Origin of the sequence: Actinophytocola sp., assembly GCF_036378875.1 — a bacterium.
GTDB lineage: Bacteria > Actinomycetota > Actinomycetes > Mycobacteriales > Pseudonocardiaceae > Actinophytocola.
Window position 1 is genome coordinate 31,830 of record NZ_DASUVO010000045.1, and the last position, 26,932, is coordinate 58,761.

25 protein-coding genes are annotated in these 26,932 nt (G+C 68.9%); 10 read left to right on the forward strand and 15 right to left on the reverse strand.

The window, feature by feature from the left end:
* Window positions 1-25 precede the first annotated feature (25 nt).
* The 8 genes from VF106_RS11755 to VF106_RS11790 all read right to left on the reverse strand — a co-directional run bounded on the left by VF106_RS11755 (window position 26) and on the right by VF106_RS11790 (window position 7,579).
* Window positions 26-928, reverse strand: coding sequence for a hypothetical protein (locus VF106_RS11755; RefSeq protein ID WP_330839677.1), 903 nt, complete (start codon window positions 926-928; stop codon window positions 26-28).
* Window positions 928-2,289: an ABC transporter ATP-binding protein gene (locus VF106_RS11760; protein WP_330839678.1), complete on the reverse strand. Its 1,362-nt coding sequence runs from the start codon at window positions 2,287-2,289 to the stop codon at window positions 928-930. Before VF106_RS11760 ends, VF106_RS11755 begins: the two co-directional genes overlap by 1 nt.
* A gap of 80 nt (window positions 2,290-2,369) precedes the next feature.
* The gene (locus VF106_RS11765) at window positions 2,370-2,699 is read right to left on the reverse strand and encodes a hypothetical protein (RefSeq protein WP_330839679.1); all 330 of its coding nucleotides are present in this window, start codon (window positions 2,697-2,699) and stop codon (window positions 2,370-2,372) included.
* Between the two features lie 5 nt (window positions 2,700-2,704).
* Window positions 2,705-2,827, reverse strand: a complete 123-nt coding sequence (locus tag VF106_RS11770; protein ID WP_330839680.1) for a hypothetical protein — start codon at window positions 2,825-2,827, stop codon at window positions 2,705-2,707.
* Between the two features lie 798 nt (window positions 2,828-3,625).
* On the reverse strand, window positions 3,626-4,741 hold the full coding sequence (ald, locus tag VF106_RS11775) for an alanine dehydrogenase (protein WP_330839681.1): 1,116 nt from the start codon (window positions 4,739-4,741) through the stop codon (window positions 3,626-3,628).
* A 123-nt stretch (window positions 4,742-4,864) separates the two neighbouring features.
* Window positions 4,865-6,400 (reverse strand): PucR family transcriptional regulator, encoded by a 1,536-nt coding sequence (locus VF106_RS11780; protein WP_330839682.1) that lies wholly within the window; start codon window positions 6,398-6,400, stop codon window positions 4,865-4,867.
* Window positions 6,401-6,413: 13 nt separating this feature from the next.
* Window positions 6,414-6,719, reverse strand: a complete 306-nt coding sequence (locus tag VF106_RS11785; protein WP_330839683.1) for a transcriptional regulator — start codon at window positions 6,717-6,719, stop codon at window positions 6,414-6,416.
* Window positions 6,716-7,579, reverse strand: coding sequence for a hypothetical protein (locus tag VF106_RS11790; RefSeq protein WP_330839684.1), 864 nt, complete (start codon window positions 7,577-7,579; stop codon window positions 6,716-6,718). The genes VF106_RS11785 and VF106_RS11790 overlap by 4 nt, the downstream gene beginning before the upstream one ends.
* 126 nt (window positions 7,580-7,705) lie before the next feature.
* On the opposite strand from VF106_RS11790, the gene VF106_RS11795 reads away from it, so the two are divergent.
* Window positions 7,706-7,990 carry a VOC family protein gene (locus VF106_RS11795; protein WP_330839685.1) on the forward strand — a complete coding sequence of 95 codons (285 nt, stop codon included), beginning with the start codon at window positions 7,706-7,708 and terminating at the stop codon, window positions 7,988-7,990.
* A gap of 220 nt (window positions 7,991-8,210) precedes the next feature.
* Here the strand turns inward: VF106_RS11795 and VF106_RS11800 are convergent, their stop codons facing one another.
* From VF106_RS11800 to VF106_RS11815, 4 genes are all read right to left on the reverse strand, one after another.
* Window positions 8,211-8,603 (reverse strand): hypothetical protein, encoded by a 393-nt coding sequence (locus tag VF106_RS11800; RefSeq protein ID WP_330839814.1) that lies wholly within the window; start codon window positions 8,601-8,603, stop codon window positions 8,211-8,213.
* Window positions 8,604-8,692: 89 nt separating this feature from the next.
* Complete coding sequence (locus VF106_RS11805; RefSeq protein WP_330839686.1) at window positions 8,693-10,732, reverse strand: diguanylate cyclase domain-containing protein; 2,040 nt, start codon at window positions 10,730-10,732, stop codon at window positions 8,693-8,695.
* 86 nt (window positions 10,733-10,818) lie between these two features.
* Window positions 10,819-11,619 (reverse strand): SAM-dependent methyltransferase, encoded by an 801-nt coding sequence (locus VF106_RS11810; protein WP_414638936.1) that lies wholly within the window; start codon window positions 11,617-11,619, stop codon window positions 10,819-10,821.
* Window positions 11,620-11,721: 102 nt separating this feature from the next.
* On the reverse strand, window positions 11,722-12,312 hold the full coding sequence (locus VF106_RS11815; protein WP_330839688.1) for an SACE_7040 family transcriptional regulator: 591 nt from the start codon (window positions 12,310-12,312) through the stop codon (window positions 11,722-11,724).
* 252 nt (window positions 12,313-12,564) lie between these two features.
* On the opposite strand from VF106_RS11815, the gene VF106_RS11820 reads away from it, so the two are divergent.
* From VF106_RS11820 to VF106_RS11855, 8 genes are all read left to right on the forward strand, one after another.
* Window positions 12,565-13,359, forward strand: a complete 795-nt coding sequence (locus VF106_RS11820) for an SGNH/GDSL hydrolase family protein (RefSeq protein ID WP_330839689.1) — start codon at window positions 12,565-12,567, stop codon at window positions 13,357-13,359.
* A gap of 72 nt (window positions 13,360-13,431) precedes the next feature.
* Window positions 13,432-15,045: a carboxyl transferase domain-containing protein gene (locus tag VF106_RS11825; protein WP_330839690.1), complete on the forward strand. Its 1,614-nt coding sequence runs from the start codon at window positions 13,432-13,434 to the stop codon at window positions 15,043-15,045.
* A 2-nt stretch (window positions 15,046-15,047) separates the two neighbouring features.
* Window positions 15,048-17,012: an ATP-binding protein gene (locus tag VF106_RS11830; protein ID WP_330839691.1), complete on the forward strand. Its 1,965-nt coding sequence runs from the start codon at window positions 15,048-15,050 to the stop codon at window positions 17,010-17,012.
* A complete protein-coding gene (locus tag VF106_RS11835) occupies window positions 17,009-18,163 on the forward strand; it encodes an acyl-CoA dehydrogenase family protein (protein ID WP_330839692.1) in 1,155 nt (384 codons plus the stop codon). Before VF106_RS11830 ends, VF106_RS11835 begins: the two co-directional genes overlap by 4 nt.
* Window positions 18,164-18,220: 57 nt before the next feature.
* Window positions 18,221-20,068, forward strand: coding sequence for a Xaa-Pro dipeptidyl-peptidase (locus VF106_RS11840; RefSeq protein ID WP_330839693.1), 1,848 nt, complete (start codon window positions 18,221-18,223; stop codon window positions 20,066-20,068).
* Complete coding sequence (locus VF106_RS11845; protein WP_330839694.1) at window positions 20,065-20,859, forward strand: hypothetical protein; 795 nt, start codon at window positions 20,065-20,067, stop codon at window positions 20,857-20,859. The genes VF106_RS11840 and VF106_RS11845 overlap by 4 nt, the downstream gene beginning before the upstream one ends.
* Window positions 20,860-20,939: 80 nt before the next feature.
* Window positions 20,940-22,274 (forward strand): FAD-binding oxidoreductase, encoded by a 1,335-nt coding sequence (locus VF106_RS11850; RefSeq protein ID WP_330839695.1) that lies wholly within the window; start codon window positions 20,940-20,942, stop codon window positions 22,272-22,274.
* A 19-nt stretch (window positions 22,275-22,293) separates the two neighbouring features.
* Window positions 22,294-23,523 carry a class I SAM-dependent methyltransferase gene (locus VF106_RS11855; protein ID WP_330839696.1) on the forward strand — a complete coding sequence of 410 codons (1,230 nt, stop codon included), beginning with the start codon at window positions 22,294-22,296 and terminating at the stop codon, window positions 23,521-23,523.
* A 271-nt stretch (window positions 23,524-23,794) separates the two neighbouring features.
* Here the strand turns inward: VF106_RS11855 and VF106_RS11860 are convergent, their stop codons facing one another.
* Window positions 23,795-24,583, reverse strand: coding sequence for an SAM-dependent methyltransferase (locus VF106_RS11860; protein WP_330839697.1), 789 nt, complete (start codon window positions 24,581-24,583; stop codon window positions 23,795-23,797).
* Between the two features lie 210 nt (window positions 24,584-24,793).
* Here VF106_RS11860 and VF106_RS11865 point away from each other — a divergent pair, with 210 nt between their 5' ends.
* The gene (locus tag VF106_RS11865; protein ID WP_330839698.1) at window positions 24,794-25,846 is read left to right on the forward strand and encodes an alpha/beta fold hydrolase; all 1,053 of its coding nucleotides are present in this window, start codon (window positions 24,794-24,796) and stop codon (window positions 25,844-25,846) included.
* On the opposite strand, the gene VF106_RS11870 is transcribed toward VF106_RS11865, so the two are convergent.
* Window positions 25,820-26,308, reverse strand: coding sequence for a nuclear transport factor 2 family protein (locus tag VF106_RS11870; protein ID WP_330839699.1), 489 nt, complete (start codon window positions 26,306-26,308; stop codon window positions 25,820-25,822). The genes VF106_RS11865 and VF106_RS11870 overlap by 27 nt on opposite strands.
* Window positions 26,298-26,927, reverse strand: coding sequence for a TetR/AcrR family transcriptional regulator (locus VF106_RS11875; RefSeq protein ID WP_330839700.1), 630 nt, complete (start codon window positions 26,925-26,927; stop codon window positions 26,298-26,300). The genes VF106_RS11870 and VF106_RS11875 overlap by 11 nt, the downstream gene beginning before the upstream one ends.
* Window positions 26,928-26,932 lie beyond the last annotated feature (5 nt).

The window sequence follows — 26,932 nt, forward strand, 5'->3', positions numbered from 1 at the left end:
CGGCCCCGCTTTCAAGTTCGCTCGATCAGGTGATGTCGCGGGTGCGGTTGCGCAGGATGCCGAAGACGAAGAACAGCGCGGTCCAGCCCAGGAAGATCAGGCCGGACAGCCACAGCGCCAGGGCGCCCGGCGCGCCCGCGATGGCGCGGACGACCTGCTCGAACTGCTCGCGGCCGTCGGTGTCGACGACGCCGCCCGCGTTCGTGATCAGGTCGATCACCTGTGTCGCCAGCACCTGGCTCGCGGTCGAGCCCGTCAGGCCGTTCGCCGAGCCGTTCGGCAGGAAGCCGGCCAGGTAGGAGCCCTCGGTGACGGCGGTGAGCACGATGTCGCCGAGCGGGCCGACGAGCAGCGAGTAGATCAGCAGGATCACCAGCGCGCCGACCGGCGAGCCCATCAGCGCGCCGAGGCCGAGTCCGAGCAGTGTCCACAGCAGACAGCCGAGGATGCCGGACAGCAGGATCATCAGCCACTGACCCGCGTCGGGCAGGTAGGAGCTCTCCGACCCGACCGCGGTGCCGATGCTCGCGCCGATGGCGATCACGACGCCGAACAGCAGGCCCCAGATCACGTACGTGACGGCCTTCGCGGACAGCAGCAGGCCGCGGTTCGGGGCCGTCAGGAAGCTCGTCGTGATCGTCTTGCGGCTGATCTCACTGGCCAGCGCCAGCGTCCCGAAGATCATCGGGAAGATCGTCGCGATGTTCATGCTGCGCGTCAGCGCGATCACCGACCAGGACAGGTCGTCGAAGGAGATGTTGAACTCCTCGATGATGTCCACGTCCGAGACGTCGCTGACGATCGAGTTGGTCAGCGCCGCGACACCCCACGCCCAGCCGAACGCGAGCAGCAGCGCGGGGATCATCATCGCCCACCACATCTTGGTGGTGAGGATCTTGCGGAACTCCGCCTTGATCAGCAGGCCCATCAGTTGGCACCTCCGCCCGGGTTCGTGTGTTCACCAGGTGGTGGTGGGTCCTGGGGTGGTTGTTGCACGGGTTGCGGACCGCTCGGCTGCTGGCCCCAGCCCTGCTGCGGCGGGGCGTACGGATTGGGCGCCTGCTGGCCACCGGGCGCGTAGCCCTGCGGCGCACCCGTCGGCTGCTGCTGGTAACCCCCCGGCGCGGCCTGCGGGTAACCGCCCGGCGCCGGCTGTTGGTAGCCGCCAGGCGGGGTGCCCGGCTGCTGGAAACCGTCCGGTGTGGACGGGTAGCCGCCGGGCTGCGGGTAGCCGGGCTGCGGGGCCTGCTGGTAGCCAGCCGGCGGGACCTGCTGGTAGCCCTCTGGCGGGGTGCCCGGCGCGTAGCCCTGCTGCGGAGGCTGCTGATAGCCCTGTTGCGGCGCGCCCCAACCGGGAGGCGGCGCGCCGTACGGGGACTGGCCCGTGTACTGGCCGCTGGTCAGCCGGAAGAACAACTGCTCGAGGTCGGCCCGCTCCTCGTGCACGCCGTAGAGCGCGACGCCCGCCTTCGCCGCGATGTCGCCGACCTGCTGCAGCGTCGCGCCGACCACCGCGAGCTTGCCGTCCGGGGTCGGGGACACGTTGGTGAACTGGTTCTCCTGCAACGCGGCAACGAGCTTCTGCGGATCGGCCGGCTGCACGAGGACGCGGCTCTGCTGCTGCTTCCTCAGGTCGTCCAGCGGGCCGTAGTACATCGTCTGGCCCCGGCTGATGATCACGACCTGGTCGATGGTCTGCTCGACCTCGGCCAGCAGGTGGCTCGAGATCAGCACCGTGCGGCCGCTCGACGCGAACGCCTTCAGGAAGGTACGCAGCCAGGCGATGCCCTCCGGGTCGAGTCCGTTCGCCGGCTCGTCCAGCACCAGCACCTGCGGGTCGCCGAGCAGAGCCGTCGCGAGCGCGAGGCGTTGCTTCATGCCGAGCGAGAAGCCGCCAGCCGCGCGGTTGCCCGCCGTGCCGAGACCGACCAGGTTCAGCACCTCGTCGGCTCTCTGGTCTGGCACGCCGATCGCGGCCCCGTACACCCGAAGGTGGTCGCGAGCCGTCCTGCCGGGGTGGAAGCCCTGCGCCTCCAGCACCCCGCCGACGATTCTGCCCGGGTTGCCGAGACGAGCGAAGGGCTGACCGTTGATCGTCGCGTGGCCAGACGTCGGTGTCACCAGACCCAGCAACATACGAAGGGTGGTGGTCTTGCCTGAGCCGTTGGGTCCCAGGAAGCCGGTGACCGAGCCTGGCTCCACATGGAAACTGAGGTTCTGTACCGCGGCTACCTGACCGAAATGCTTGGTCAGGTTCTGCACCACGATGCGGCCGCTGCCGTCCTGCACGTGCCCCTCCATGCTCCGCCCTGCGGGTTGCGTGCGGGCCATCTTGCCGCATGGCGGTATCGGAGTTGTGCCGAACTGTCCTAACGGGTGCTCACCCGAGAGAAAGGGTTACGCAACGGGTGCGTGCGGCGACGGTGTGGCACACCCTCGCCGATCAGCTGCTCGTGGGCGGAACGCCAGACCTGGCACGGCCAGCGGCGCGCCCACATGCCGGTGCGGCACCCCGCGCAGCGGCCGTCCGGGTCGGGGCGGTGGGCGGTGAGGAGCCGGCGCCAGCTCTCGGCGAGATGGCACAGTTCGGTGCGGGCGAACGGGAGCAGCTTCGCGGGGTCGTCCTGGCCGGCGACCTGGTCGACCGCGGCCAGATGGTTCAGCACGGCACGGCGGGTGTCGTCCATCGCAGAGGTCATGGCGATCACCCCACCTGCCGGTGTTCGTGGTCGGTGGTGCGGACGGCGGCCTGGTCGAGCGCTCGTCCCAACCCCCTGGCCTGCTGCGCGGACAGCACCGCGGCCGCGCCGGGTGGGGGGACGAGCACGACTCTCTCGTTTTCGACCAGCACCATCAGCGCCCGATCCCGACCGAACGGATCGATGCAACGTACGGACCAGCGTGGTTCAGTCACCGATACGGCATCGGTCGGCGATTCGGCCCACCGAAGTGGTAACGACCGACTTCACTCCATTGCCTGGATTCTCACTCGATCGAGCGTTGAGGTCGCCGACTAGTCGCCCTATGTCCGGCGGCGGTCGCCAGGGGTGAACCTGTGAAGCGGCTGTGCCCCGAATCGAGAACGATTACGACTCACCCACCCCCGATTGCACCACTCGAAGGCTTATGCGCTTAAACTGCACATGGCGGCCCGCTCCCAGTGACCCCCAGGCTGGTTGAGCGGGCCGCCCTCGAGCCCTTGTTCGGTGTCCCTGGCCACCTTCCCGGTGTCCTTGTTTGTTCTGGGGGCCACCCCCCAGACCCCCGGGTGACGGTTGGTTCCTGACCCAGCGTGGTTGGCTTCCGGTGCTCTTGGTGGTTTGCGTTCCAACGCACATAGGGTGCCCTCGCGCGCTCTTGCGGCACGCTCCCACGCCCTTGCGGGTGCCCCTTGGGGCATCCGCTCGTGTCCTCCCGCGTCGCCTTTGGGTCTGGCCTTTGGCTCTGGGAGCGCTCCCTCAGTTGGGGGCTGGGTGATGGTTTAGTGATCTGTCCTTGTGTTCATTGTGTTCACGGATGTGTGGTGCGCCACTGCCACTAATTTGCGACAGGGTGTCTGTTTGTGCAACTCGCTGGTGGCGATTTCTCCGTGCCGTCTGGTTGCTGCTTTTCGTGCGTATGTTGATTAGTTGACCAATTCGGTCAACGGGGTGTGTGACAAGTTGTGGGCCTTTGCCACTGGGGCATTCGTGAGGGTGCCCGCGTGGGTGTTCAGGCCCTTGGCCAGTGCCGCGTCCGCCCGCAGTGCGGCCTGCCAGTCCTTGGCTGCCAGCGCCTGTGCGTAGGGCAGCGTCACGTTCGTCAGCGCGTACGTCGAGGTCCTCGGGACCGCGCCCGGCATGTTCGCCACGCAGTAGAAGACCGAGTTGTGTACCTCGTAGGTCGGCTCGGCGTGGGTTGTCGGGTGGGAGTCCTCGAAACAGCCGCCCTGGTCGATCGCGATGTCGACCAACACAGAACCCGGCCTCATGTCCGCCACCAGTTCGTTGGTGATCAGTTTCGGTGCTCGTGCGCCCGGCACCAGCACCGCGCCGATCACCAGGTCCGCATCTTTCGCGGCCTGCTCGATCGCGTAGCGGTTGGACGTCACCGTCTTCAGCTGGCCGCGGAACTGGGCGTCGATCTGCCGCAGGCGGTCCACGTTGGTGTCCAGCACCTGCACATCCGCGCCCATGCCGGCCGCGATCGTCGCGGCGTTCAGGCCCGCGACGCCACCGCCGATCACCACAACGCGCGCCGGTGCCACGCCCGGCACGCCGCCGGGCAGCACGCCCCGACCACCGGACGGCTTCATCAGCGCGTACGCCCCCACCTGGGGCGCGAGCCGGCCAGCGACCTCCGACATCGGGGCGAGCAGCGGCAGCGCGCCGTTCGCCGTCTGGACCGTCTCGTACGCGATGGCCGTGGTGCCCGCGGCGAGCAGCGCCTTCGTCAGCGCCTCGTCGGCCGCCAGGTGCAGGTAGGTGAACAGCACCTGGTCGCGCCGCAGCAGCGGGTACTCGGCGGCGATCGGCTCCTTGACCTTCAGCACCAGCTCGCCCTCGGCCCACACCTCCTCGGCGGTGGCCAGGACCTTCGCGCCGGCGGCGAGGTACTCCTCGTCCGTGATGGCCGACCCGAGTCCGGCCCCGGCCTCGACGAACACGTCGTGCCCGTGCGCGGTGAGCTCGTGCGCGCCGGCGGGGGTCAACGCGACCCGGTACTCGTGGTTCTTGATCTCCCGGGGAACGGCGATCTTCACGGCTGACGGTCCTTCCACGACTGGGCCAACTGGGTGTCCAACACCACAATGCGATAACGATAAGTAAGTGTCATCGTGGCGTGACCACCAGACTTCGCGCCTTTGATAGTGCTGACAGCACAGTCAGGCCCAGTGGACCGCCGTCAGTTGGACCAACAGCGCGAGCCGTGTGTTCGGGTCGTCGAGGTCCACACCGGCCAACTCGACCAGCTTGGCCATCCGGTACCGCAACGTGTTCGGGTGGATCCGCAGCGCGGCGCTCGCGGCGCGTGGGTCGCCGGGGTGCCGCAGCCACTCGTACAGGGTGTCCACATAGGACGTGCCGCTGCGCTCGTCGTGCTCGCGCAGCACGGCGAGCGGGCCGAACTCCGTGGCACCGGCGGAAAGCGCGGCCGTCGCCGCCCGGTGCAGCGCCAGCACCGGCCAGGCCTCGTCGTGGCTGACGACCGGACCCGTGACCAGCCCGGCGCGCAACAGGTTCAGCAGCTCCTCGGCGAGCGCGCGCGAACCGGCCAGCTCGGTCACCGGCGCGGGTGGGCCTGCCGCGGCCAGGTGTTCCTCCTCGCGCGCGAGGGCGCGGCGCAGCTCGGGCCAGCCGCTGCGGTCCGGCACCACCGCGTACAGCACGTCCCGCAGGTCGGTCACGGCCGGCCGGCGCCCGACCCCGGCCGTGATCCGCTCCCACAGCGCGAGCCGCATGCCCTCCGCGCCGAGCGGGTCCGGCGTGCGGATGGCCAGGGCGACCACCCGGTGCGGCTCGTCGGGCAGATCCAGCTCGGCGGCCGCGAGGCGCACGCTGCCGGTGCCCTCCAGGAGCGCCCTGACCAGCTCAGCGGACCGGCGCCGCTCGGCGTCCTCCGTGGCACGGCGGCGCAGCAGGTGCAGCGCGACCACCGGCGCGGTGGCGGCGAACGCGGAGGCCCGCTCGTCGGACACCGGACCGTCGACGACCGCCCACATCGAGCCGAGCAGCTCGCCACCCATCCGGATCGGCACGATCAGACGCGGCAGCGTCCCGTCCTTCTGCTTCGGCACGAAGATCGTGGTGCGGCCGCGGGAAAGCTCACGGAACACGCCGCGGGACCGGAAGCGCGCCAGCACGTCGTCCGGCACGCGCCGGCCCATGATCGTCGAGACCCTGGCCGGGTCGGTGCGGTCCTGCCGCGCCGAGTACGCGAGCACCCGGGAGTTCGCGTCCTCGATGGTCACCGGCGCGTCGATCACCGCGGCCGCCGCGTCGGCCAGCCGGAACAGGTCACCGAGACCCGGCTCGCCACCGTGGCGGTCGTCGGACTCGTCGGCCGCCGCGTCGAGCACCGACCGCAGCAGCAGCACGATCTGTGCCCACGAGGCGGCCGCGTTCACCTCGATCAGTGCCGTTCCATGCGCCTGCGCGGCCGAGCGGACCGCGGCCCGCACCGGAAGCGGCGGCTTGAGCAGTACCGCGGCCGCGCCCTCGCCGCCGCAGTACCTGACCAGCTCGGCGGCGTCCTTCGTGGCATGAAGGCCGACCCCGAGCACCAGGTCCCCGGCACCGATCGGGTCGTGCCGGCCCGGTTCGGCGATCACCACGTCGGCGACGTGCCCGCCCTCGCCTGCGAAGCGGGTGTGCAGGAGCGTCGGGCCGACCCGGTCCACGACGCCCTGCACGGTGATCACGTGGTTGATGGTGTCAGCCGGAGTGGCGGGCGACCAGCGCACGCAGGGCGGCGATCTCCTCGGCGAGTGCCTGCCGGCCGACGTGGGTGATGCTCACCCACGTCTTGGGGCGCTTGCCGTCGTAGCCCTTCTCCATGTCGAGCAGACCCGCGTCGACCAGCACGGTCAGATGGCGGGACAGGTTGCCGCCGGTGAGCTCCAGCGCCTCCTTGAGGTAGGAGAACTCGACCCGCTTCGACTCGGCGGCGATGGTCAGGATGCCGAGCCGGTGTCGCTGGTGGACGACGTCGCTCAGCCCGTTGGTCGGGTGGTCGCTCATCGCCGCTGCCTGACCACCGCGACCACGCCACCGACGACCAGGACGATCCCGGCCGGCAGCAGCGACTGCACCGCGACGACCTGCTGGTCCGAGCCGGAGTCCCAGCCGAGCCGGTAGAAGACGTTCTCCACGTTGTACAGGTTGACCAACAGCGCGACGCCCGTGAACAGCACCCCGGTCACGGTGAGCAGCGCGCTGCGCTCCACCCACGCCAGCGCGAGCAAGGCGGCGGCGATGATCACCAACGCCGCGTAGCCGTGGCTGAAGTAGACGCCGAGCGCGCCGAACGCGACCGCGGCGAAGAACGCCGCGACGGCCACGCCCGCGGTGCGGGACCACCCGGTGCGCCGACCGCTCCACAGCCCGGCGGCCACCGCGAGCGCGGCGGCGGCGAACAGGATCGGCAGGTTGACGGCCGGCGTCGAGTAGCTCCCGTCGAAGTCGTCGAACCCTGCTTCCAGCAGCGTCGAGAACAAGGGGCCCCACACGAGGAACCCCAGCAGTGCGGCGACGGTGGCGGCGGTGGGCATCCGGGTGTCGGTCTCCACGCCGTGCCTGCGCGCCCGGTGTCGGTACCACCAACCGGTGAGCCAGAGTCCGCCGACGATCGTCAGCGCCCAGTACCAGCCGACAAGCTCGGGGTATTTCAGCAGGATGCCCGGTGTGAACTGGGGAAACGGCCCTCGGTCGTTCGGCACGAGCTCGAGTTCGGTCCACGGGTCGTAGCTGGCGTAGCAGACCGGGGCCAGCAGGATCAGTGCGCCGAACAGGAACAGCGGGAAGGCGTGTGCCTGCCGGTCCATGCGAGCACGCGTGCGGAGCTTGCGCAGGTCGGCGAGCAGAGCGGTGGTGTCAGACATCGTCTCGACCCCCAGCCGGGACGATGGCGGCGTTGGTCATTCGTACCCCCAATGCGATTGCAATGCACATAGATTTGCATTACAAACCTGATGCCGTCAAGTAGGGGCCTCGGCATGATCCGTGGCGTGAACCAGGTGGTCCTCTACGTCGAGGACCAGGAGGCGGCGAAGCGGTTCTGGGTGGACACACTCGGTTTCACGCTCGCCGAGGACACCCCGTACGGCGAGGAGCGCTGGCTCTCGGTGCTCAGTCCGGACGGGGCGACGAAGTTGGTGCTGAGCAAGCGGGAGCCGGGTTGGACACACCCGGACGTTCGCGAGGGCATCCCGCACTCGAACGTGTTCTTCTACACCGACGACGTGGAAACGACATACCGGGAACTGACCGCGAAAGGCGTGCCGGGAGCGTAGCGAAGGAACCCTCCGCCGGACTGACCAAGGAGCGGGCTGCGGAGCGAGGAACGAGCGACGAGCCCGCGACGCGGGAAGGAGGCGGCCGGGTTCCTTCGCGTAGCGACCAAGTTCAACACAGCCCGGAACCACCTACGAAGCAGTTCTTCGGCTGGTGGTCCATGTTCTCCGATCCGGACGGCACCCGCTACGCGCTGGGCCAGAAGTGGGGCACGGAAACCTAGTCCAGGGCGGCGGTGATCCAGTCCGCGACCGGGAGTCCCCGGGTGCGGCACTCGTCGGACAGGCGCATCGTCCAGCGAAGCGCCTGGACCATCAGCGTGTCCATCTCCTCAGGAGCGGCCGACGCCAGCGCGATCTCGATGTGCGCACGGGCCGCCTCGCTGTCACCGTGCACCTCCGCCAACAGCACCCGCACCGCGGTGCGCACCGGGGGATCGGCCTCGTCGATCGGCACCTCGTTGCCGGCGTTGTCGAAGACCTGCATCTTCACCGGTGCGGTCCCGCCGCTGCCGAGCGCCGACACCATCCCACTGCTCTCGTGGAACAGCAGCAGCATCACGTCTCTCGCGTCCTCGGCCGGCACGTCCGGTTCCTCGACACCCGCCTGCATGGCGGCGAGTGCCGCGCTGGCAGCACGGACGACACGCGAAAACTCAGGTTCCACCACAACATCTTCCATCACGAACGTGCCCAGCGGGATCAGCAGGAACCGAAAACTCCACCCTGCCCCGTGGCTACCCCGATCGAGGACCACCAATCGGCTGACTCAGCCGACGGAACGTCGAGCACCGAGGTGGTCGCGCCGAACGAGCCGAACACCTCCACCGTGCGCGCGGTTTCCCCTGCCAGCACCGGACTCCCCGCACCCAACGCGGGGGACAGCGTCACCGACCGCACCCCCGTGTCGCTCACCAGCCCGAAGTCCAGCGGTCCGCCCGTCACCCCGCACAGACCGACCTGGACACCGATGTCACCGAGCACCTCCAGGTTGTCCCGCGAGTCCCCGAACTCGTCGAGCAGCGCGCCGACATCGAGCGACACTTCCAGCCGGTACGCGGCGAGCCCGCTCTTCATGAGCGCCCGGCGCACGGCCCGCACGAGGTCGGCGTCACCGGACTGGTTGCGGGTCAACTGAACCCGCAACACGCCGTCCATATCGGCGAACCGCTGGCACGCCTCGAGCAGCAACAACGGTCCGACATGGACGGACCAGCCGGTGCGCTCCGCGAGCCGCAGGGTGGTGGCGTGGTCGGTCTCCGACCACGACAGAACCGCCCGCGCGCCAACGTGTTTGCGGTCGGAGAGCCGGACGACCGGCTCGAACCCGATGCTCAGGTCACCGTTTTCCCAGGCAGCGGGCAGGGAGGCGGCCAACCGGTCCAGTTCGACCGCGGCCCGGTCCTCCGCTTCGTGGAACCCGGCCCACTGCCGTCGACCGGTCGCTTTCGCCTTGCGGAGCGCGGTGTCGGCGGCACGGAACAGTTCGACCGCGGTCTCCTCGCCCGTCGCCTGTCTTCGTACCGCGCCGACGCTAGCGCCGACCGCGACACCCACGCCGTCGATGTACTCGGGATCCTCGAGCTCTGCGGTGAGCGTGCCGATGAGCTCGCCGATGTCCGGGGTGGTCGGCGAGTCCTCGATGAGCACGGCGAACTCGTCGCCGCCCAGACGGGCCACCAGCGCGGTCTCGTCGGCGGTCACGGCCTCCAGCCGGCGCCCGACCGTCTGGAGTAGACGGTCGCCGACCGAGTGGCCGAAGCTGTTGTTCACCAGCGAGAACGCGTCCAGGTTGAGACAGCACAGCGTGATCGACCCATGTGGGACGGCACGTTCCAGCGCACTCTCCAACCTGGTGTGGAACGCCTGCCGGTTCGCGAGGCCGGTCAACGCGTCGTACAGCAGTTGGTGGCCGAGCCGGTCCTGCAGCAGGTGCAGCTCGGTGACGTCCTGGGCCATCGTGACGAAGTACGCCGGTGCGCCGGCGCCGTCCCGCAGCAGCGAGATCGCGAACAGGACCCACGCGACCTCGCCGTCCTCCAGGCGCAGCCTGCGGTGTTCGTGCACCCGTTCCTGCTTGCCGGCGAGGATGCGACGGTAGGGCGCTATCACGTCGCCGCCGGCCTCGTCGCGGAACATCTCGGTCAGCACACTGCCGGGCAGCCGGTCCTGCTTCACACCGAGGATGCCGGCGAGCGCCGGGTTGGCCTCGAGGCACATGCCGTCGAGGTTCGTGATCGCGATGCCGGTCGCGGAGGAGGCGAACACCTCGCGGAACCGGTTCTCCGTACCGCGCAGGTTGTGTTCGGCCCGCAGGACCGCGTTGAACAGCGCCTGCTTGACCTCTTCCTGCTGGGTGAGGGTGTAGGCGCGAAGCCCGTCCGCGTAGCCTGCGGACACCGCGCCCAGCAGTGCCATCGTGCGCTTGGCCAGCATGTTGTCTGGCGTGGGTGGCAGGTCGGCGAGCAGCCCCTCGGACAGCGAGGTGACCGTGGCCGTGAGGGCCGTGGGATCGATGAAGCCCTCGTGGACGAGCCGGTGGCCGATCCGCTGACCCGCGGAGATCGACAACGGCTCCGCGCCGAGGATCTTCAGCAGCTCGTCGACGAGCTCGAGCAGCAGCTCCTCGATCTCGTCCGCCGCGCGCGGGATGTAGGCCGCGGAGGTGGCCGACCGGGTCCAGGTACGCGCCAGCTCCTCCCGCCGGTGCACGGGGGGAAGGATCACGCCTGGTTCGGCCATGGCCTCAGGTCCGTCTCGGAGTGTGCTCAGAGGTGATCATGGTCGGGGCGGGCAGCGTGGCCGCTACCCGACCCACCCGATCGCGGTTACCTCTTGCGGGCGACTCCTGCGTACAGACCGTCGCGCTGCTCGGCGACCTCCTTCGGGTCGTTGTCGCGGTCCGGCCGCCACTGCGACGTGGTGACCAGGCCCGGCTCGACGAGCTCCCAGTCGCCGAAGAACTCGAGGATCTCGGCCTTCGTCCTGGGCTTGAGGGAGTTCTGCGTCCGCCCCATGGCCGAGGTGATCTCGTCCATCTCGACGAAGTCGTCGGTGAGGTGGGACAGCGCGAGGTAGCTGCCGGACGGGACGGCGTCGCGGTAGGCGGCGAAGACCTTGTCCGCGTCCTCGAGGATGTAGTGCCCGATCGTGATCCCCAGGACGCCGACCGGCTTGGTGAAGTCGAGCAGCTCCTTGGTGGCCGGGTCGCTCAGCACCAGGCCCGGCTTGGTGATGTCGGCGTGGACCATCTCCGCGTTGGGGTTGCCCTCGAGCAGCAGCTGGCTGTGCGCCACCGCGACGTGCTCGATGTCGACGTAGACCACGCGGGCGGACGGGTCGACGGCCTGGGCGACCTCGTGGACGTTGCCGACCGTGGGGATGCCGGAGCCGAGGTCCAGGAACTGGCGGATGCCCTGGTCCAGCAGGTACAGCACGACCCGGCGCAGGTAGGCGCGGTTCATGATCGCGAAGTACTTGGACTCCGGGTAGACCGCCTGCACCTGCTTCACGAACTCGCGGTCCACCGCGAAGTTGTGGTTGCCGCCGAGCACGTAGTCATACGCTCTGGCGGAGCTGGGTTTTTCGAGGTCAACCGAGGTAGGTACCCAGTTGGTCTGCTGCGACACCATCCACCTCTTGGTCTGAATTGATTGTTAAACGAAACACTACCGAGACGTTGGGAGGCCGTGTCGACCGGTCACCCGGATGGACCACGACGACCGGAGGCTTCAGGTGGCCGAGGAATCGCCGTCGCTCTTGGCCTCACCGGAGGCGCTGGACAGGGCGCCGATCGCCATGTCCTTCAGTACGGTCGCCATGCCGTCGCGGCCGAGGTAGCGGCTGTGCGGGGTCGAGTTGATCAGGCCGAAGGCGGCGTGCGCGGCGGCCCGCGCGGTCGGCTCGTCGACCCCCGGCGTGCTGTCGTGGATGGCCTGCACCCACACCTCGACGTAGCGCCGCTGCAGCGCGCGCACCTTGCGGCGGTCCGGTTCGGTCAGGTTGCCGAGGTTGCGTTCCTGCACGGTGATCAGCGCGGGGTTGTCGAGCGCGAAGTCCACCTGGAACGCGACCAGCTCGCTGAGCAGCTTCGCGGGGTCCTCTGTGCGTTCCCGCCGTTCGAGCCCGCCGGTGAGCAGCACCTCGCTGATGGAGGTCAGCATCTCGCCCAGCATCGCGTCCTTGCTGCGGAAGTGCCGGTAGAGCGCGGGCCCGGACACGCCGACCGCGGCCCCGATCTCGTCGATGCCGACCCCGTGGAACCCGTGCCGCGCGAAGAGTTCCGCGGCAGCGGCGAGGATCTGCTCACGGCGGCTACCCATCGCGCCATGGTACCGATCGTGTTTACGCCCGCTAACGCGCGAGTCCAACGCTCGGGATCCGCGAGTCCAACATGACAGACCGGTGAGTTCAACAAACGCGTACAGCCAATTCGTCGAACTCGCGGGTCCGTTCGGTTGGACACGCGGAGTCCTGGTGTAACTGGTAACCGTGAACCACTAACGGCACGGTTCACTAGTTGGTTACTCACTGGTAATGATGTTGGTGTTGGAATCCCTGCAGCGGAGGTACCAATGCGTCTCCGTTCTATTGCCATCACCCTCCTCACGTCGGCCGCCGCGGTTGTCGCGGCCGTGCCAGCGGCGGCTGATCCCGTCGTTCTGGCCGGGAAGTACGTTGCGCTCGGTGACTCCTACGCGTCCGGTACGGGCGCCGGGAGCTACGGCAGCAGCGGTAGCTGCAAGCGCAGCGCGAACTCCTACCCACAGTTGTGGGCGAACGCCAACGCTCCGTCGGCCTTCGCCTTCGTCGCCTGTTCGGGGGCGGAAACCACGGACGTGACCGCCGGTCAGGTCTCCGCGCTCACCTCGGACACCGCCCTGGTCACCATCTCCGTCGGTGGCAACGACGCCGGCTTCGCCGACGTCATGACCGACTGCAACCTCGGCTCGGACTCCGCCTGCGTGCAGCGCAACCAGCAGGCGCAGACCTACGCGCGCAACACGCTGCCCGGCCGGCTGGACGCGGTCTACACCCAGATCCGCAACCGCGCACCCAACGCGCGGGTGGTCGTGCTCGGCTACCCGCACATCTACCAGCTGAACGGCAGCTGCTCGGTCGGCCTGAGCGAAACCAAGCGGGCGGCGATCAACCAGTCGTCGGACGTCCTCGCCCAGGTGATATCGGGTCGCGCGGCGGCCTTCGGGTTCACCTTCCTCGACGGGCGTCCCGCGTTCACCGGCCATGAGATCTGTGCGTCCGGCACCCGCTGGATCAACAGCCTCACCTGGCCGGTGGACGAGTCGTACCACCCGAACTCGGCTGGTCAGCGCAGTGGTTACTACGCCATCCTGGAGGCGGCAGCCTGAAAGTGGACGGGTGCGTTAACCAGCGCTAACATTGGCCATGTTAACGATGGCTAACGTGAGCGGATATCGATGATGGACGCACCCGTCCTGCGGAGCGGCGCCGACCCGAGCGACCCCGCGTACCAGCGGTACGTGAAAGAGCACACCACGCTCGTCGACGACCTGCGTGCCCGCACCGCCACCGCCCAGCGCGGTGGCGGTGAACGGGCCAGGCAGCGCCACCTCGACCGTGGCAAGCTGCTGCCCCGCGACCGCGTGGAGTCACTGGTCGACCCCGGCTCGCCCTTCCTCGAACTGTCGCCCCTCGCCGCGACCGGCATGTACGACGACGAGGCGCCCGCCGCCGGCATCATCACCGGCGTCGGCCGCGTGTCCGGCCGCGAATGCGTGATCGTCGCCAACGACGCGACCGTCAAGGGCGGCACCTACTACCCGATCACGGTCAAGAAGCACCTCCGCGCGCAGGACGTCGCGCTGCACAACAACCTGCCGTGCGTGTACCTGGTCGACTCCGGCGGCGCGTTCCTGCCAAGGCAGGACGACGTGTTCCCCGACCGCGAGCACTTCGGCCGCATCTTCTTCAACCAGGCCACCATGTCCGCCCGGGGCATCCCGCAGATCGCCGCCGTGCTTGGCTCCTGCACGGCAGGCGGCGCGTACGTCCCGGCCATGAGCGACGAGGCCGTGATCGTGAAGAACCAGGGCACGATCTTCCTCGGCGGGCCGCCGCTGGTGAAGGCCGCGACCGGCGAGATCGTCACCGCCGAGGAGTTGGGTGGTGGGGACGTCCACTCGCGACAGTCCGGCGTGACCGACCACCTCGCCAAGGACGACGGGCACGCGTTGCGGATCGTCCGGTCCATCGTGTCCACGCTCGGTCCGCGCTCGCCGCGGCCGTGGGACGTCGCGGCGACCGAGGCACCCGTGGTCGACCCAACCGAGCTGTACGGGGTGGTGCCCACCGACTCCCGAACCCCCTACGACGTCCGGGAAGTGATCGCGCGCGTCGTCGACGCCAGCCGGTTCCGGGAGTTCAAGAAGGAGTACGGCACCACGCTCGTCACCGGGTTCGCCCGTATCCACGGGCACCCGGTCGGCATCATCGCCAACAACGGCGTGCTGTTCGGTGAGTCCGCGGTCAAGGGCGCGCACTTCATCGAGCTGTGCGACCAACGAAGCATCCCGTTGGTGTTCCTGCAGAACATCACCGGGTTCATGGTGGGCCGGGACTACGAGACGTCCGGGATCGCCAAGCACGGCGCGAAGATGGTGACCGCGGTGGCGTGCGCGCGGGTGCCGAAGTTCACTGTGATCATCGGCGGCTCGTTCGGCGCGGGCAACTACTCCATGTGTGGCAGGGCGTACGAGCCCCGGTTCCTGTGGATGTGGCCCAACGCGCGGATTTCCGTGATGGGCGGCGAGCAGGCGGCCTCCGTGCTCGCGACCGTGCGCCGCGACCAGTTCGAAGCCCGAGGCGAGGACTGGTCCAGCGAGGACGAGGAGGCGTTCAAGGCGCCGATCCGCGCACAGTACGAGGACCAGGGGCACCCGTACTACTCGACCGCGCGGCTGTGGGACGACGGCGTGATCGACCCGCTGGACACCAGGATGGTCCTCGGGCTGGGGTTGTCCGCCGCTGCCAATTCCCCGCTCGAACCGGTCCGCTACGGCGTCTTCAGGATGTGAGCATGTTCGGGTCTGTGTTGGTCGCCAACCGGGGCGAGATCGCCCTCCGGATCCGCGACACGTTGTCCCATCTGGGGATCCGCTCGATCGCGGTGTTCACCGCCGCCGACGCGGGCGCCCGGCACGTCGCCGAGTCCGACGACGCGGTGCGGGTCGGCAGCTATCTGTCCATTGCGGACATCATCGCCGCGGCGCGGGAGACCGGCGCGGAGGCCGTGCACCCGGGTTACGGTTTCCTCGCGGAGAACGCGGCGTTCGCGCGGGCCTGCGCGGACGCGGGCATCGTGTTCATCGGCCCGCCGCCGGACGCGATCGAGGCCATGGGCGACAAGATCCGCGCGAAGCAGACCGTGAGCGCGGCAGGCGTACCCGTGGTGCCTGGCCGGACCGAAATCGGCATGACCGACGAGGACCTCGTGGCCGCCGCGGCCGAGGTCGGTTACCCGGTGCTGGTCAAGCCGTCCGCCGGCGGTGGCGGCAAGGGCATGCGCCTGGTCGACGACCCGGCGGACCTGCCGGCCGCGCTGGAGTCCGCGCGCCGGGAGGCAAGGGGCGCGTTCGGCGACGACACGCTGCTGATCGAACGGTTCGTCACCAGCCCACGACACATCGAGATCCAGGTACTGGCCGACACGCACGGCAACGTCATCCACCTCGGCGAGCGCGAGTGCAGCCTGCAGCGCCGGCACCAGAAGATCATCGAGGAGGCGCCGTCACCGCTGCTCGACGCCGACACCCGTGCCCACATGGGCGCGGCGGCCGTCGACGCGGCCAGGTCGGTCGGCTACACCGGTGCGGGTACCGTCGAGTTCATCGTGTCGACGGACCGGCCGGACGAGTTCTTCTTCATGGAGATGAACACCCGGCTCCAGGTCGAGCACCCGGTGACCGAGATGGTGACGGGGATCGACCTGGTGGCCGAACAGGTTCGGGTGGCGGCTGGGCTGCCGCTCGATGTGGCGCAACCGGATCTGCGGCTCGGGGGGCACGCGGTCGAGGCGCGCGTCTACGCGGAGGACCCGGCTCGCGGCTTCCTGCCCACCGGCGGGAAGGTGCTGGCGCTCACCGAACCGGCGGGCGAACACGTCCGCATCGACTCCGCGCTGAGCGTCGGTACCGACGTCGGCTCGGACTACGACCCCATGCTGGCCAAGGTGATCGCCTGGGGCCCGGACCGCGCGACCGCGCTGCGGCGGGTGCGGGCGGCACTCGGCGAGACCGTGGTGCTGGGCCTGCGCACGAACGTGGCGTTCCTGCGTGCCCTTCTGTCCGATGTGGACGTACAGGCCGGCCGGCTCGACACCGGGCTGGTGGAACGCAAGCTCGACGACCTGGTGTCCACGAAGGTGCCGGACGTGGTGTTCGCGGCGGCCGCGCTCAACGAGCTGATCGACCTACGACCCACCGGAGACAAGGTCGACCCGTGGGACCTCGCGAACGGCTGGCGGCTCGGTGGCCCGGCGGCCATCCCGTTCCGGTTGGTCTGCGGCGACCGCGACGTCACCGTGCGGGTCACCGGTACTCCGGCCGCCGCCTCCGTGGTCGTCGGCGAGGCGGACCCGAAGCGGGCTTCCGCTCGCCGCGACGGCGACTGGCTCGATGTGACGTTCGGCGGCCGCACCACCTCCTTCCGGTACGCACAAGGCGGCGAGACACTCTGGCTCGCCTCGCGTGGCCACACCTGGGCGGTCGAGGAGCACTCCCTGCTGGAGAGCACGGCGACCACCGCGGCGGGTGGTGGTCCGGTCACCAGCCCCATGCCGGGCACCGTGCTGGTGGTCAAGGCCTCGGCGGGCGACGTGGTCGCCGCCGGGGCGCCGCTGGTCGTGGTCGAGGCCATGAAGATGGAGCACACCGTGACGGCGCCGGTCAACGGCGTGGTCACCGAGCTACACGTCCGCGCCGGCCAACAGGTCGCGCTGAACCAACCTCTTGCCGTGGTGACCCCACACGAGGAGCAGTCATGATCGATTTTCGTCTGTCGGAGGAGCACGAGGCTCTACGCAAGACGGTTGAGGAGTTCGCGCACGAGGAGGTCGCGCCGGTCATCGGCGAGTTGTACGAGAAGGCCGAGTTCCCGTACGAGATCGTGGCGAAGATGGGCCGCATGGGCCTGTTCGGCCTGCCGTTCCCCGAGGAGTACGGCGGCATGGGCGGCGACTTCCTCGCCGTGTGCGTCACGCTGGAGGAGCTGGCCAGGGTCGACTCGTCGGTCGCGATCACTCTCGAGGCAGGGGTTTCCCTCGGCGCCATGCCGATCTACCGGTTCGGCACCGAGGAGCAGAAGCGGGAGTGGCTGCCGAAGCTGTGCTCCGGTGCGATGCTCGGCGCCTTCGGGTTGACCGAACCCGGCGGCGGCTCTGACGCGGGCGCCACGATGACCACGGCCGTCGAGCGGGACGGCGAGTGGGTCATCAACGGGTCGAAGGCCTTCATCACGAACTCGGGCACCCGCATCACCGGGCTCGTCACCGCGACCGCCGTCACCGGCCGGAAGGCGAACGGGCACAAGGAGATCTCCGCGATCATCGTGCCGAGCGGCACGCCAGGCCTCTCGGTGTCGAAGAGCTACTCCAAGGTCGGCTGGGTCTGCTCCGACACCCACGAACTGTCCTTTGCGGACTGTAAGGTGCCGGTCGGGAACCTGCTGGGCGAACAGGGACGTGGCTACGCCCAGTTCCTGTCCATTTTGGACGAAGGGCGGATCGCGATCGCCGCGCTCTCGGTCGGGTTGGCGCAGGGCTGCGTCGACGAGTGCGTGCGGTACGCGCACGAGCGGACGGCGTTCGGTCGTCCGATCGGCGAGTACCAGGCCATCCAGTTCACGATCGCGGACATGGAGGCCCGCGTGCACACCGCGCGCCTCGCCTACTACGCGGCGGCCGGGAAGATGCTGCGTGGTGAGCCGTTCAAGAAGGAGGCCGCCATCGCGAAGCTCGTGAGTTCCAACGCCGCCATGGACAACGCCCGCGACGCGACGCAGGTCTTCGGCGGTTACGGGTTCATGAACGAGTACCCGGTCGGCCGCTTCTACCGCGACGCGAAGATCCTGGAGATCGGCGAGGGTACGAGCGAGGTGCAGCGGATGCTGATCGCGCGGGAGCTGGGCCTGCGTTAACGCTCGTTTTGGCCGTAATATGGCTTAGCTTTCGCCCTGCTGCCATACGGAGGCCTGATGCGCCTGTTCCGTCGGTTCGTCCAGCTCACGCTCACAGCGGCGTTATCGCTGGTCGTGGTCAGTCCAGCGGCGGCCACGCCGGGGAAGCCGGGTCGGCCGGTGCCGCCGTCCTGGCTGAAGGTCGAGAACGGGGTGTCCGTGCCCCAGTTCGATCTGGCAAACGCCGTGGAGGAAACGCTTTTCGTCCAGACGGAGGTTGACAGCGACCTCGACGGTGTCGCCGACCGCGTCCGCGTCAGGTTGTCCCGCCCGGGGGAGACCGAATCCCTGGGCATCAAGGTCCCCGTGATCTTCGAGCACAGCCCGTACCGCTACAACATCGGCGGCGGCGAGAACCACAACGTCGATTTCTCGGTCCTGCCACAGGAAGGCATCCAGCCGCACACGACGTTCGCCGCGAGTGGCGCGGCGGTGGCGAAGCCCCAGCCCGACCTGCCCGGCTCGCTCGACAACTACTGGGTGCCGCGCGGGTACGCGGTCGTGCTGGGGGAGTCGACCGGCACCGGGTTCTCCGACGGCTGTCCCACGGTCGGCGACATGAAGGAGACGCTCGGCACGAAGGCCGTCATCGACTGGCTGAACGGGCGGGCGCAGGCGTGGAACGAGGCAGGCGAGCCCGTCGCGGCGGACTGGACCACCGGCGACGTCGGCATGGTCGGCGTGTCCTACAACGGCACGCTGCCGAACCAGGTCGCCACGACCGGCGTCGAGGGCCTGCGCACGATCGTGCCGACCTCGGCGATCGCGAGCTGGTACGACTACTACCGGGCGAACGGTCTGGTCCGCGCGCCGCACTCGAACGTGTCCGGCAAGGGCGTGAACTCCTTCCAGGGCGAGGATCTGGACGTGCTGGGGTTCTTCACCGAGGGGCCTGGCCGGGTCGACAAGTGCCGGCACATCACCGATGCCCTGTTGCAGTACGCCGATCGGACCACCGGTGACTACAACGCCTACTGGCACGAGCGGGACTACCTGCACCGCGCCCGCGGTGCCAAGGCAAGCGTGTTCGTGGTGCACGGCCTCGAGGACTACAACGTGATGCCGAGGGCGTACGCGTCCTGGTGGGCACAGCTCGAGCGCCACAACGTGCCGCGCAAGATCTGGCTGCACAAGGGCGGCCACGGCGGTCCCCCGGCGCCGTCCGACTACCAGCGGACCCTCAACCGGTGGATGGACCACTGGTTGTTCGGGGTTGCCAACGGGATCATGAGCGAGCCGAGGGCCGACATCCAGCGTCCGAACGGCACCTACGAGAAGTACGCGGACTGGCCGGTGCCGGGCAGCAGGAACACCACACTGAAGCTGTCGTCGCCGAACGCGACCGACCCTGGCGGCCTCGCACGGTCCGGCGGTGGACCCCGTCAGTCCTTCGTGGACTCTGGCCGGACGCTGGACACCGACGTGTCGCTCGTGCCGAACCCGACCACGGCGAACCCGAACCGGCTCGCCTACCTGTCGGCCCCGCTGGCCGGCCCCGCCCACCTGAGCGGCACGCCGACGGTGTCGCTGCGGGCGTCCGTCGACAACCGGTACGCGGCGAACCTGACGGCCGTGCTCGTCGACTACGCCCCGGACGGTACGGCGACGGCGGTCACCCGAGGGTGGACCGACGTGCAGAACCGCCAGGGCGTCGACCGCAGTACCCCGATCGTGCAGGGCAGGGAGTACACGTTCACGTGGCCGCTCGAACCGGACGACTACGTGTTCCCGGCCGGTCACCGGATCGGGCTCGTGATCGTGTCGACCGACATGCAGTTCACGCTCCGACCGCTCCCCGGCACACAGCTGACCGTGAACCCGGGCAAGAGCTCGGTGACGCTGCCGGTGGCTGGGAGGCTGTCATGAGGATCCTGGTTCTGGTCGCCGCGCTCCTCGTCAGCCTGGCGACTCCGGTCGCGGCAGCGCCGTCCTGCGTCTCTACTTTGGGCTGCTCGGCCGCGGAGATCAACGAGATGACCATGGCCGAGCGGCTGGCGTTCGTGCGGGACATGCAGTCCGGTCCCGCGGCCACGCTGGGCGCCACCGACCGCTGGCGCAACATCGAGGGCGTGATCACGTTCTTCCGCGACCGCGGCCTCGGCGCGCCGGGCACCTGGGTGTCCTATGTGGATGCCGGGATCGTGGAGGGCATCCAGCGCGGGATCGCCATCGCGCTCGGTTGGTCGGCGGACACGGGCGGCAACCCCGGCTCGCTCAAGTGGGCCAGCTACCTCACCCGCCTGTCGAACGGGCAGCTCACGACCCGAGCCGCGCACGACCGCGCGTGGGGCGAGGCGGAACAGGCGTCCACCGAGTACGGCAACGCGATGGCGGAGGCGCACGGCGTCCCCGCCACCGCGGCGGAGCGGCGGTTCTACCAGTTCTCCGAAATGTACCGATGGGCGCTGCGGAACCGTCCGTTCGCGCTGGACCTGCTGGCGATCTACGGTCCGTTCATCCACCCCGAGCTGGCCTGGGCGCGGGTCCCGTTCTACGACTGGTTCACGGACGTGAGCGAGTCGGCGCCGTCCTACAAGGGCTGCGAGCTGGCTTACGGATTTGCCCAACTTCACCCGATCGAGGGTGTGTTGGGCATGGGCGGGCTGTTCCTCTCCTATGTGCGTGAGCTTTTCGAGGAGTACCGGACGTCGCCATAAACCAGCGGGTAGGGAACGCGAATCGGGGTTAACATCGAGATGTGACCCGCTCACCTGCACGAATCGCCCACGATCGTGCCGTGGCCGATCTCCGCACGGCGCTCGCCGCCCGTCCTGCCGGGGCGCCCGTCCGGCTGGCGAAGCCGACCTCGAACCTGTTCCGCTTCCGTGAGCCGCCGGGCCGGGCGGGCGTGGACGTCAGTGCGTTCACGGGTGTCCTGGACGTCGACCCGAACGGCCGCACGGCCGACGTCGGCGGCATGACGACGTACGAGAACCTGGTCGACGCGACACTGCCGCACGGCCTGATACCGCATGTCGTCCCACAGTTGAAGACCATCACGCTCGGCGGCGCGGTCGCCGGCCTCGGCATCGAGTCGACGTCGTTCCGCAACGGCATGCCGCACGAGTCGGTGCTGGACATGGACATCCTGACACCGGACGGCGAGGTCGTCATGGCCACGCCGGACAACGAGCACGCGGCGCTTTTCCGCGGCTTCCCCAACTCCTACGGCACGCTCGGCTACGCATTGCGCCTGCGCATCGAACTCGAGCCGGTCACCCCGTTCGTCCGCCTGCGCCATGTTCGTTTTCCGTCCGCGGAGACATGCGCTAGCGCCATCGAGGAAATCTGCGCGAACAGGACCTATCGGGACGAAAAAGTCGACTTTCTCGACGGGGTGATGTTCAGCCGGGACGAGTTGTACCTGACACTCGGTAGCTACACCGACACCGTGCCGTACCTGTCCGACTACACCGGGCAGCAGATCTTCTACCGGTCCATCCGCGACCGGGTGACCGATCAACTGACGGTTCGCGACTACCTGTGGCGCTGGGACACCGACTGGTTCTGGTGTTCGAAGGCGCTCGGCGCGCAGCACCCGGTGGTGCGCCGCCTGTGGCCGAGGCGGTACCTACGGTCCGATGTGTACCGAAAGATCATCGCGTTGGACCGGCGGTACCAGCTCTACTCGCGCTTCGCGAGGCTGCGCCGCCAGCCGGCCAGCGAACCGGTGATCCAGGACGTGGAGATCCCGATCGAGCGGCTGCCCGCGTTCCTCGACTTCTTCAACGACGAGATCGGGATAAGCCCGGTGTGGCTGTGCCCGCTGTCGTTGCGGGACAGCGAGGGTTGGCCGCTGTACCCGATCAAGCCGGACCACCTGTACGTCAACGTCGGGTTCTGGGCCACCGTCGCGTTAGGACCGGACGAAGTGGACGGCACGTACAACCGGCGCATCGAGCACAAGGTCACCGAACTGGGTGGACACAAGTCGCTGTACTCCACGTCGTACTTCGACGAGGACGAGTTCTGGGCGGCGTACGACGGGGAGAGCTACCGGAAGCTCAAGAAGACCTACGACCCGGACGGGCGGCTCCCCGACCTGTACGCGAAGTGCGTTCGGAACCAGTAACGGGGGAGGAGCGAGAACCATGAGACTGGCAGACATCATCGCAAGCGCTGTAGGGAATGCCGCTGAACTGGAGTTCACCGCCTACGACGGCAGCAGGGCGGGCGACCCTGGCGCGCCGGTGCGGCTGGACCTGCGTTCACCACTGGCACTGTCCTATCTGGCCTCGTCACCCGGTGAGCTGGGGCTCGCGAGAGCGTATGTGAGTGGCGCACTGGACATCATCGGCGACATGCACACCGCGCTGGGCGCCATGGCGGCGTCCAACCTGGAGCCGATCCCGCCGAAGGTCCTCGCGAAAATGGCGTTGCAGCTGGGCGCGGCCCGCCTGTGGTGGCCGGTGGGGAAGCCCGCGGTGGAGGCACGGGTGCGTGGTCGCCGGCACTCGAAACGCCGCGACCAGGAGGCGATCGCACACCACTACGACGTGTCCAACCGGTTCTACGAGTGGGTGCTCGGCCCGTCGATGGCGTACACGTGCGCCGTGTACCCGACCGCCGAGGCGACACTCGAAGAGGCACAGTGGACAAAGCACGACCTGGTGGCCCGCAAACTGGGCCTGCGTGAGGGCATGCGCCTGCTCGACGTCGGCTGTGGGTGGGGCGGCATGGTGATGCACGCCGCCCGGCACTACGGCGTACGCGCACTGGGCGTGACGCTCTCCCGCAAGCAGGCGGAGTGGGCGCAGAAGACGATCGCCGAGACCGGCCTCTCGGACCTGGCCGAGGTCCGCCACCTCGACTACCGCGACGTCGCGGAAACCGGCTTCGACGCGGTCAGCTCCATCGGCCTCACAGAACACATCGGCGAGGCGGCGCTGCCGTCGTACGTGCGGTCGCTACACGACAAACTCCGGCCGGGCGGGCGACTGCTGAACCACTGCATCACCCGACCGGACAACCTGCGGCCGTCGCGGGTCAAGGGTTTCTTCAACCGGTACGTGTTCCCGGACGGCGAGCTGTTGGGCCCGGGGTTCATCCTCTCGGCCATCCACGACAACGGGTTCGAGGTGCGCCACGAGGAGAACCTGCGCGAGCACTACGCCAAGACACTGACGGCATGGTGCGCGAACCTGGACGCCCACTGGGAGGAGGCCGTCGACGAGGTGGGCGAGGAAAGGGCCCGCGTCTGGCGTCTCTACATGGCCGGCTCGCGGCTCGGGTTCGAGGTCAACAACATCCAGCTGCACCAGGTACTGGCAGTGAAACTGGACGGCACCAACTCGCACATGCCGCTGCGCCCGGAGTGGTAGGAGGCCTGTCTCGAAGGTGCCCTTCGGGATTTTGAGCCCAGATCCACCGGTGATCCTGGTGGCTCGGGGTGCGGCCCGGTGGACTCGCAGGCGGTTTCGGGGTGCTTCGCGCCCCGAAACCGCCTGAGGTCACGGGGCGGTGGCGACGTCGGTCGGCAGTCGTGCGAGCAGGGCGTGTTCACGCCACGGCAATGTCCCGAAAGACGCGCTCATGTCGTTGAACGTCTCCATCGCGTCTTTCAGGGCACCGGTCAGGGTGCGCTTCGCGGCTCTAGGGCTTGCGGGCCACTCCTGCCATCACGAGTGAGGTCTCCGGGTGGTCGCCCACCTCGTCGGGGGAGTCCGGGCGCCACTCGGGTGTCCACACCAGACCGGGCTCGACGAGTTCGAGGCCCGCGAAGAAGGCCTTGATCTCCTCGGGGGTGCGGCGGACGCCTGGGCTGGCCGACCGCTCGTACAGCCGGTCGACCTGCTCGGTGCCCTTGATCGTGGGGGCCTCCGCGCCATGGGACAGCACCACAAAACTCCCCGGCGGCAGGGCCGACACGTACCGCGCCACGGCCTCGCGGGGGCCGGCCGAGTCGGGGATGAAGTGCAGCACGGCCACCATCAGCAACGCGACCGGCTGGGAGAAGTCGATCACCGGGGACGCGAGGATCGGGTCCGGGTTGGTGAGGTCGCCGAGCATGGCCGATGCCAGGGGGTTGTCGGCCAGCAGTAGTTCGCTGTGTGTCACGGCCACCGGTTCGTTGTCCACGTACAGAACTCGCGCGTCCGGGGCGATCTCGTGCACGTTGCCGGCCGTGGGGATGCCCGAGCCGATGTCCAGGAACTGCTGGATGCCGGCCGACACGCAGAACCGCACCGCCCGCCGGAGGAACGCGCGGTTCAGCCGGGCGGCCGCGCGGGCCTGGGGCATCATCTGGAGGAGTTGCTCGGCGAACTCGCGGTCCTGTTCGAAGTTCGCCGCGCCGCCCAGCAGGTAGTCGTAGACCCGTGCGGCGTTGGGCCGGTCCAGGTCGATCGAGGTCGGGGCCCAACTCGGGCGGTCACCGGTCATGCACCCGATGTTATGCGACAAACCTTTCCTCACAAGGCAGAATGACGGCATGACACTCCCTGTGTCGACCTCGGGGTCGAAAGCAGGCCAAGTGCAACGCATCCGCACCTCAGGGGAACGTGACGCAAACCAGCCACAAGTACGTGACCGAACAGAACGCTCCTTCCTCAAGATGACCAACACATTGAACTCCGGGGAGGCGGAACAGTCATGACAGACCGCCTGTCCGCCGCCGCCACCAACGCACTGGACATGTTCGTCCGCGGCGGGGTCGCCGACCTGCGCCCCATGCCCCGCGTGCTGATCGACAAGGGGCCCAACCGGTCGGTCTACCGCTTCACGTCGAACGAGCGTGAGCTGCGGGGTGAACCGGTCCTGCTGGTCCCGCCGCTCGCGGTGCCCTCGTTCTGCTTCGACCTGCGGCGCGGGTGCAGTCTCGCCGAGCACCTGGTCGGCCAGGGGCGCTGGACGTACCTCGTCGACTACGGCAACGTGCGGTTCTCCGACCGCGGGCTCGGGCTGGAGCACTGGATCAACGAGGTGCTGCCCCGCACGATCCGGGCGGTGAGCAAGGACGCCGGTGGCGCGCCGGTGCACGTCGTCGCCTGGTGCCTCGGCGGGATTCTCTCCCTGCTGACCCACGCCGGCCAGCCGGACCTGCCCGTCGCGTCGATCGCGACGGTCGCCGCGCCCATCGACATGACCGCGATCCCGTTGGTGGCGCCGATCAAGCCGCTCGTCGACGTCACCAACGGCTGGATCCTCACCCCGGTCTACCGCGTGCTGGGCGGCGCGCCGAGGGCGATCGTCAAGCGGGTGTTCCAGCTCTCCGCGATCGACAAGGTCGTCACCAAGCCGTACGCCATTCTGTCCCATTTGGACGATCGGGACTTCCTCGCCCAGATCGAGGCCGTCGACCGCTTCACCGACAACATGGTCGCCTACCCGGGCCGCACGTTCGGGCAGATGTACCACCGGTTCTTTCGCTCCAACGACCTGTCGAACGGCGAGGTCGACTTCCGTGGCCGGCGTATCTCGCTGCACGAGGTGAAGGCACCCGTCCTGGTCGTGGCCGGCACCGGGGACAGCATCGCGCCGGAGCGGGCCGTGCGCCGGCTGGTCGACGTGCTGGACAACGCGGCCGAGGTCCGGTTCGAGACCGCGCCGGGTGGCCACCTCGGCGTGCTGGCTGGCCGCCGGGCACGCACCACGACCTGGGCCTACCTCGACGAGTTCCTAGGCAGGCACGCGCCGCTTGGGTAGCGCGAGCCTGATGCCGACCTTGTCGCCGGACCGGGTCGCGGCGACGAGGGGCGCGGTCATCACACGCAGCAGGCCGGCCGTGAACCGGGACCGGCCGTTCTTCCGTGCGAGCACCGGGCCGAGTGCGGCCATCACCGCGGTGAGCCCGGTCAGCGGGCGGATGAACAGCCTGATCTCGGCGATCTTGCCGGCATCGTCGAGCGTCAGCACCAGCGTCTCCTCGATCGGCTGCCCACCGACGGTCGCGCTGCCGACGAGCACGCGGTCGCCGATCACGGTGTGGTAGTTCAGCCCGTCGAACTTCTCGTACGCGGTCTCGAACAGCGCCCGCACCGCGTCCTTGCCGTCGAAGGTGAACCGGTCCGTGAGCGGCGACCGCAGCACGACGTCGTCCGCCAGTGCGCTCACAGCCAGCTCGACGTCCTTGTCCGCGGCGGCCTTCTGAAGGTCCTCAATGGACATCTGAGTCTCCCGTCACCTGTCCCAGCCCACGCCACAGTAGGTCGGCCGTGAGCGCCACCAGTTGGTCACTGCTGAGGTCCCGGTTACCCCACCACCACACGGCTATCGCGTTGACCGTCCACTTTGCCGCCTCCGCGAGGAAGTCGTCGGCCCGTTCCCGTGTCAGGTCGACGGAAAGACGGAGCGACGGCACCCTGGCGAACTGCGCGGCGAGCACGGCGGTCGCCCGCTCCTGCCGCCGGCGGTGCGCCTCGCGCACGGCCGGATCGCTCGGGGAGTCGAGGAAGACGATCCGCCAGCCTGCCTCGTTGGCCGCGACCCATTCGTAGATCGTGCCGATCGTGCGGCGGAACAACTCCTCGACCGAGCCCTCCCGCATCGCGAGCCCCGCTTGCTCCCACGCCGCGATGAGCGCGTCGGCCTCGGCCTCGACGAGCGCGGCGTAGAGATCGGCCTTGGACCCGAAGTGGTCGTACAGCACCGGAGTGGTGATGCCGGCGGCCTTGGCCACGGCCCGCATCGACGCGCGGTCATACCCGCTCTCGGCGAACACCGGAAGGGCCGCCGAGAGGATCACCGCACGCCTGTTCTCCGGCGTGAGCCTGCGCTTACCTGACATCAGTT

Bases quoted from the DNA above. Each gene is read 5' to 3' on its own strand.
- VF106_RS11785 (WP_330839683.1), bottom strand. From the start codon at position 6,719: ATGAGCGACCACCCGACCAACGGGCTGAGCGACGTCGTCCACCAGCGA.
- VF106_RS11860 (WP_330839697.1), bottom strand. From the start codon at position 24,583: ATGACCGGTGACCGCCCGAGTTGGGCCCCGACCTCGATCGACCTGGAC.
- VF106_RS11855 (WP_330839696.1), top strand. From the start codon at position 22,294: ATGAGACTGGCAGACATCATCGCAAGCGCTGTAGGGAATGCCGCTGAA.
- VF106_RS11845 (WP_330839694.1), top strand. From the start codon at position 20,065: ATGAGGATCCTGGTTCTGGTCGCCGCGCTCCTCGTCAGCCTGGCGACT.
- VF106_RS11790 (WP_330839684.1), bottom strand. From the start codon at position 7,579: ATGTCTGACACCACCGCTCTGCTCGCCGACCTGCGCAAGCTCCGCACG.
- VF106_RS11765 (WP_330839679.1), bottom strand. From the start codon at position 2,699: ATGACCTCTGCGATGGACGACACCCGCCGTGCCGTGCTGAACCATCTG.
- VF106_RS11815 (WP_330839688.1), bottom strand. From the start codon at position 12,312: ATGGGTAGCCGCCGTGAGCAGATCCTCGCCGCTGCCGCGGAACTCTTC.
- VF106_RS11835 (WP_330839692.1), top strand. From the start codon at position 17,009: ATGATCGATTTTCGTCTGTCGGAGGAGCACGAGGCTCTACGCAAGACG.
- VF106_RS11825 (WP_330839690.1), top strand. From the start codon at position 13,432: ATGGACGCACCCGTCCTGCGGAGCGGCGCCGACCCGAGCGACCCCGCG.
- VF106_RS11865 (WP_330839698.1), top strand. From the start codon at position 24,794: ATGACAGACCGCCTGTCCGCCGCCGCCACCAACGCACTGGACATGTTC.
- VF106_RS11800 (WP_330839814.1), bottom strand. From the start codon at position 8,603: ATGCAGGCGGGTGTCGAGGAACCGGACGTGCCGGCCGAGGACGCGAGA.
- VF106_RS11840 (WP_330839693.1), top strand. From the start codon at position 18,221: ATGCGCCTGTTCCGTCGGTTCGTCCAGCTCACGCTCACAGCGGCGTTA.
- VF106_RS11875 (WP_330839700.1), bottom strand. From the start codon at position 26,927: ATGTCAGGTAAGCGCAGGCTCACGCCGGAGAACAGGCGTGCGGTGATC.
- VF106_RS11830 (WP_330839691.1), top strand. From the start codon at position 15,048: ATGTTCGGGTCTGTGTTGGTCGCCAACCGGGGCGAGATCGCCCTCCGG.
- VF106_RS11820 (WP_330839689.1), top strand. From the start codon at position 12,565: ATGCGTCTCCGTTCTATTGCCATCACCCTCCTCACGTCGGCCGCCGCG.
- VF106_RS11870 (WP_330839699.1), bottom strand. From the start codon at position 26,308: ATGTCCATTGAGGACCTTCAGAAGGCCGCCGCGGACAAGGACGTCGAG.
- VF106_RS11755 (WP_330839677.1), bottom strand. From the start codon at position 928: ATGGGCCTGCTGATCAAGGCGGAGTTCCGCAAGATCCTCACCACCAAG.
- VF106_RS11805 (WP_330839686.1), bottom strand. From the start codon at position 10,732: ATGGCCGAACCAGGCGTGATCCTTCCCCCCGTGCACCGGCGGGAGGAG.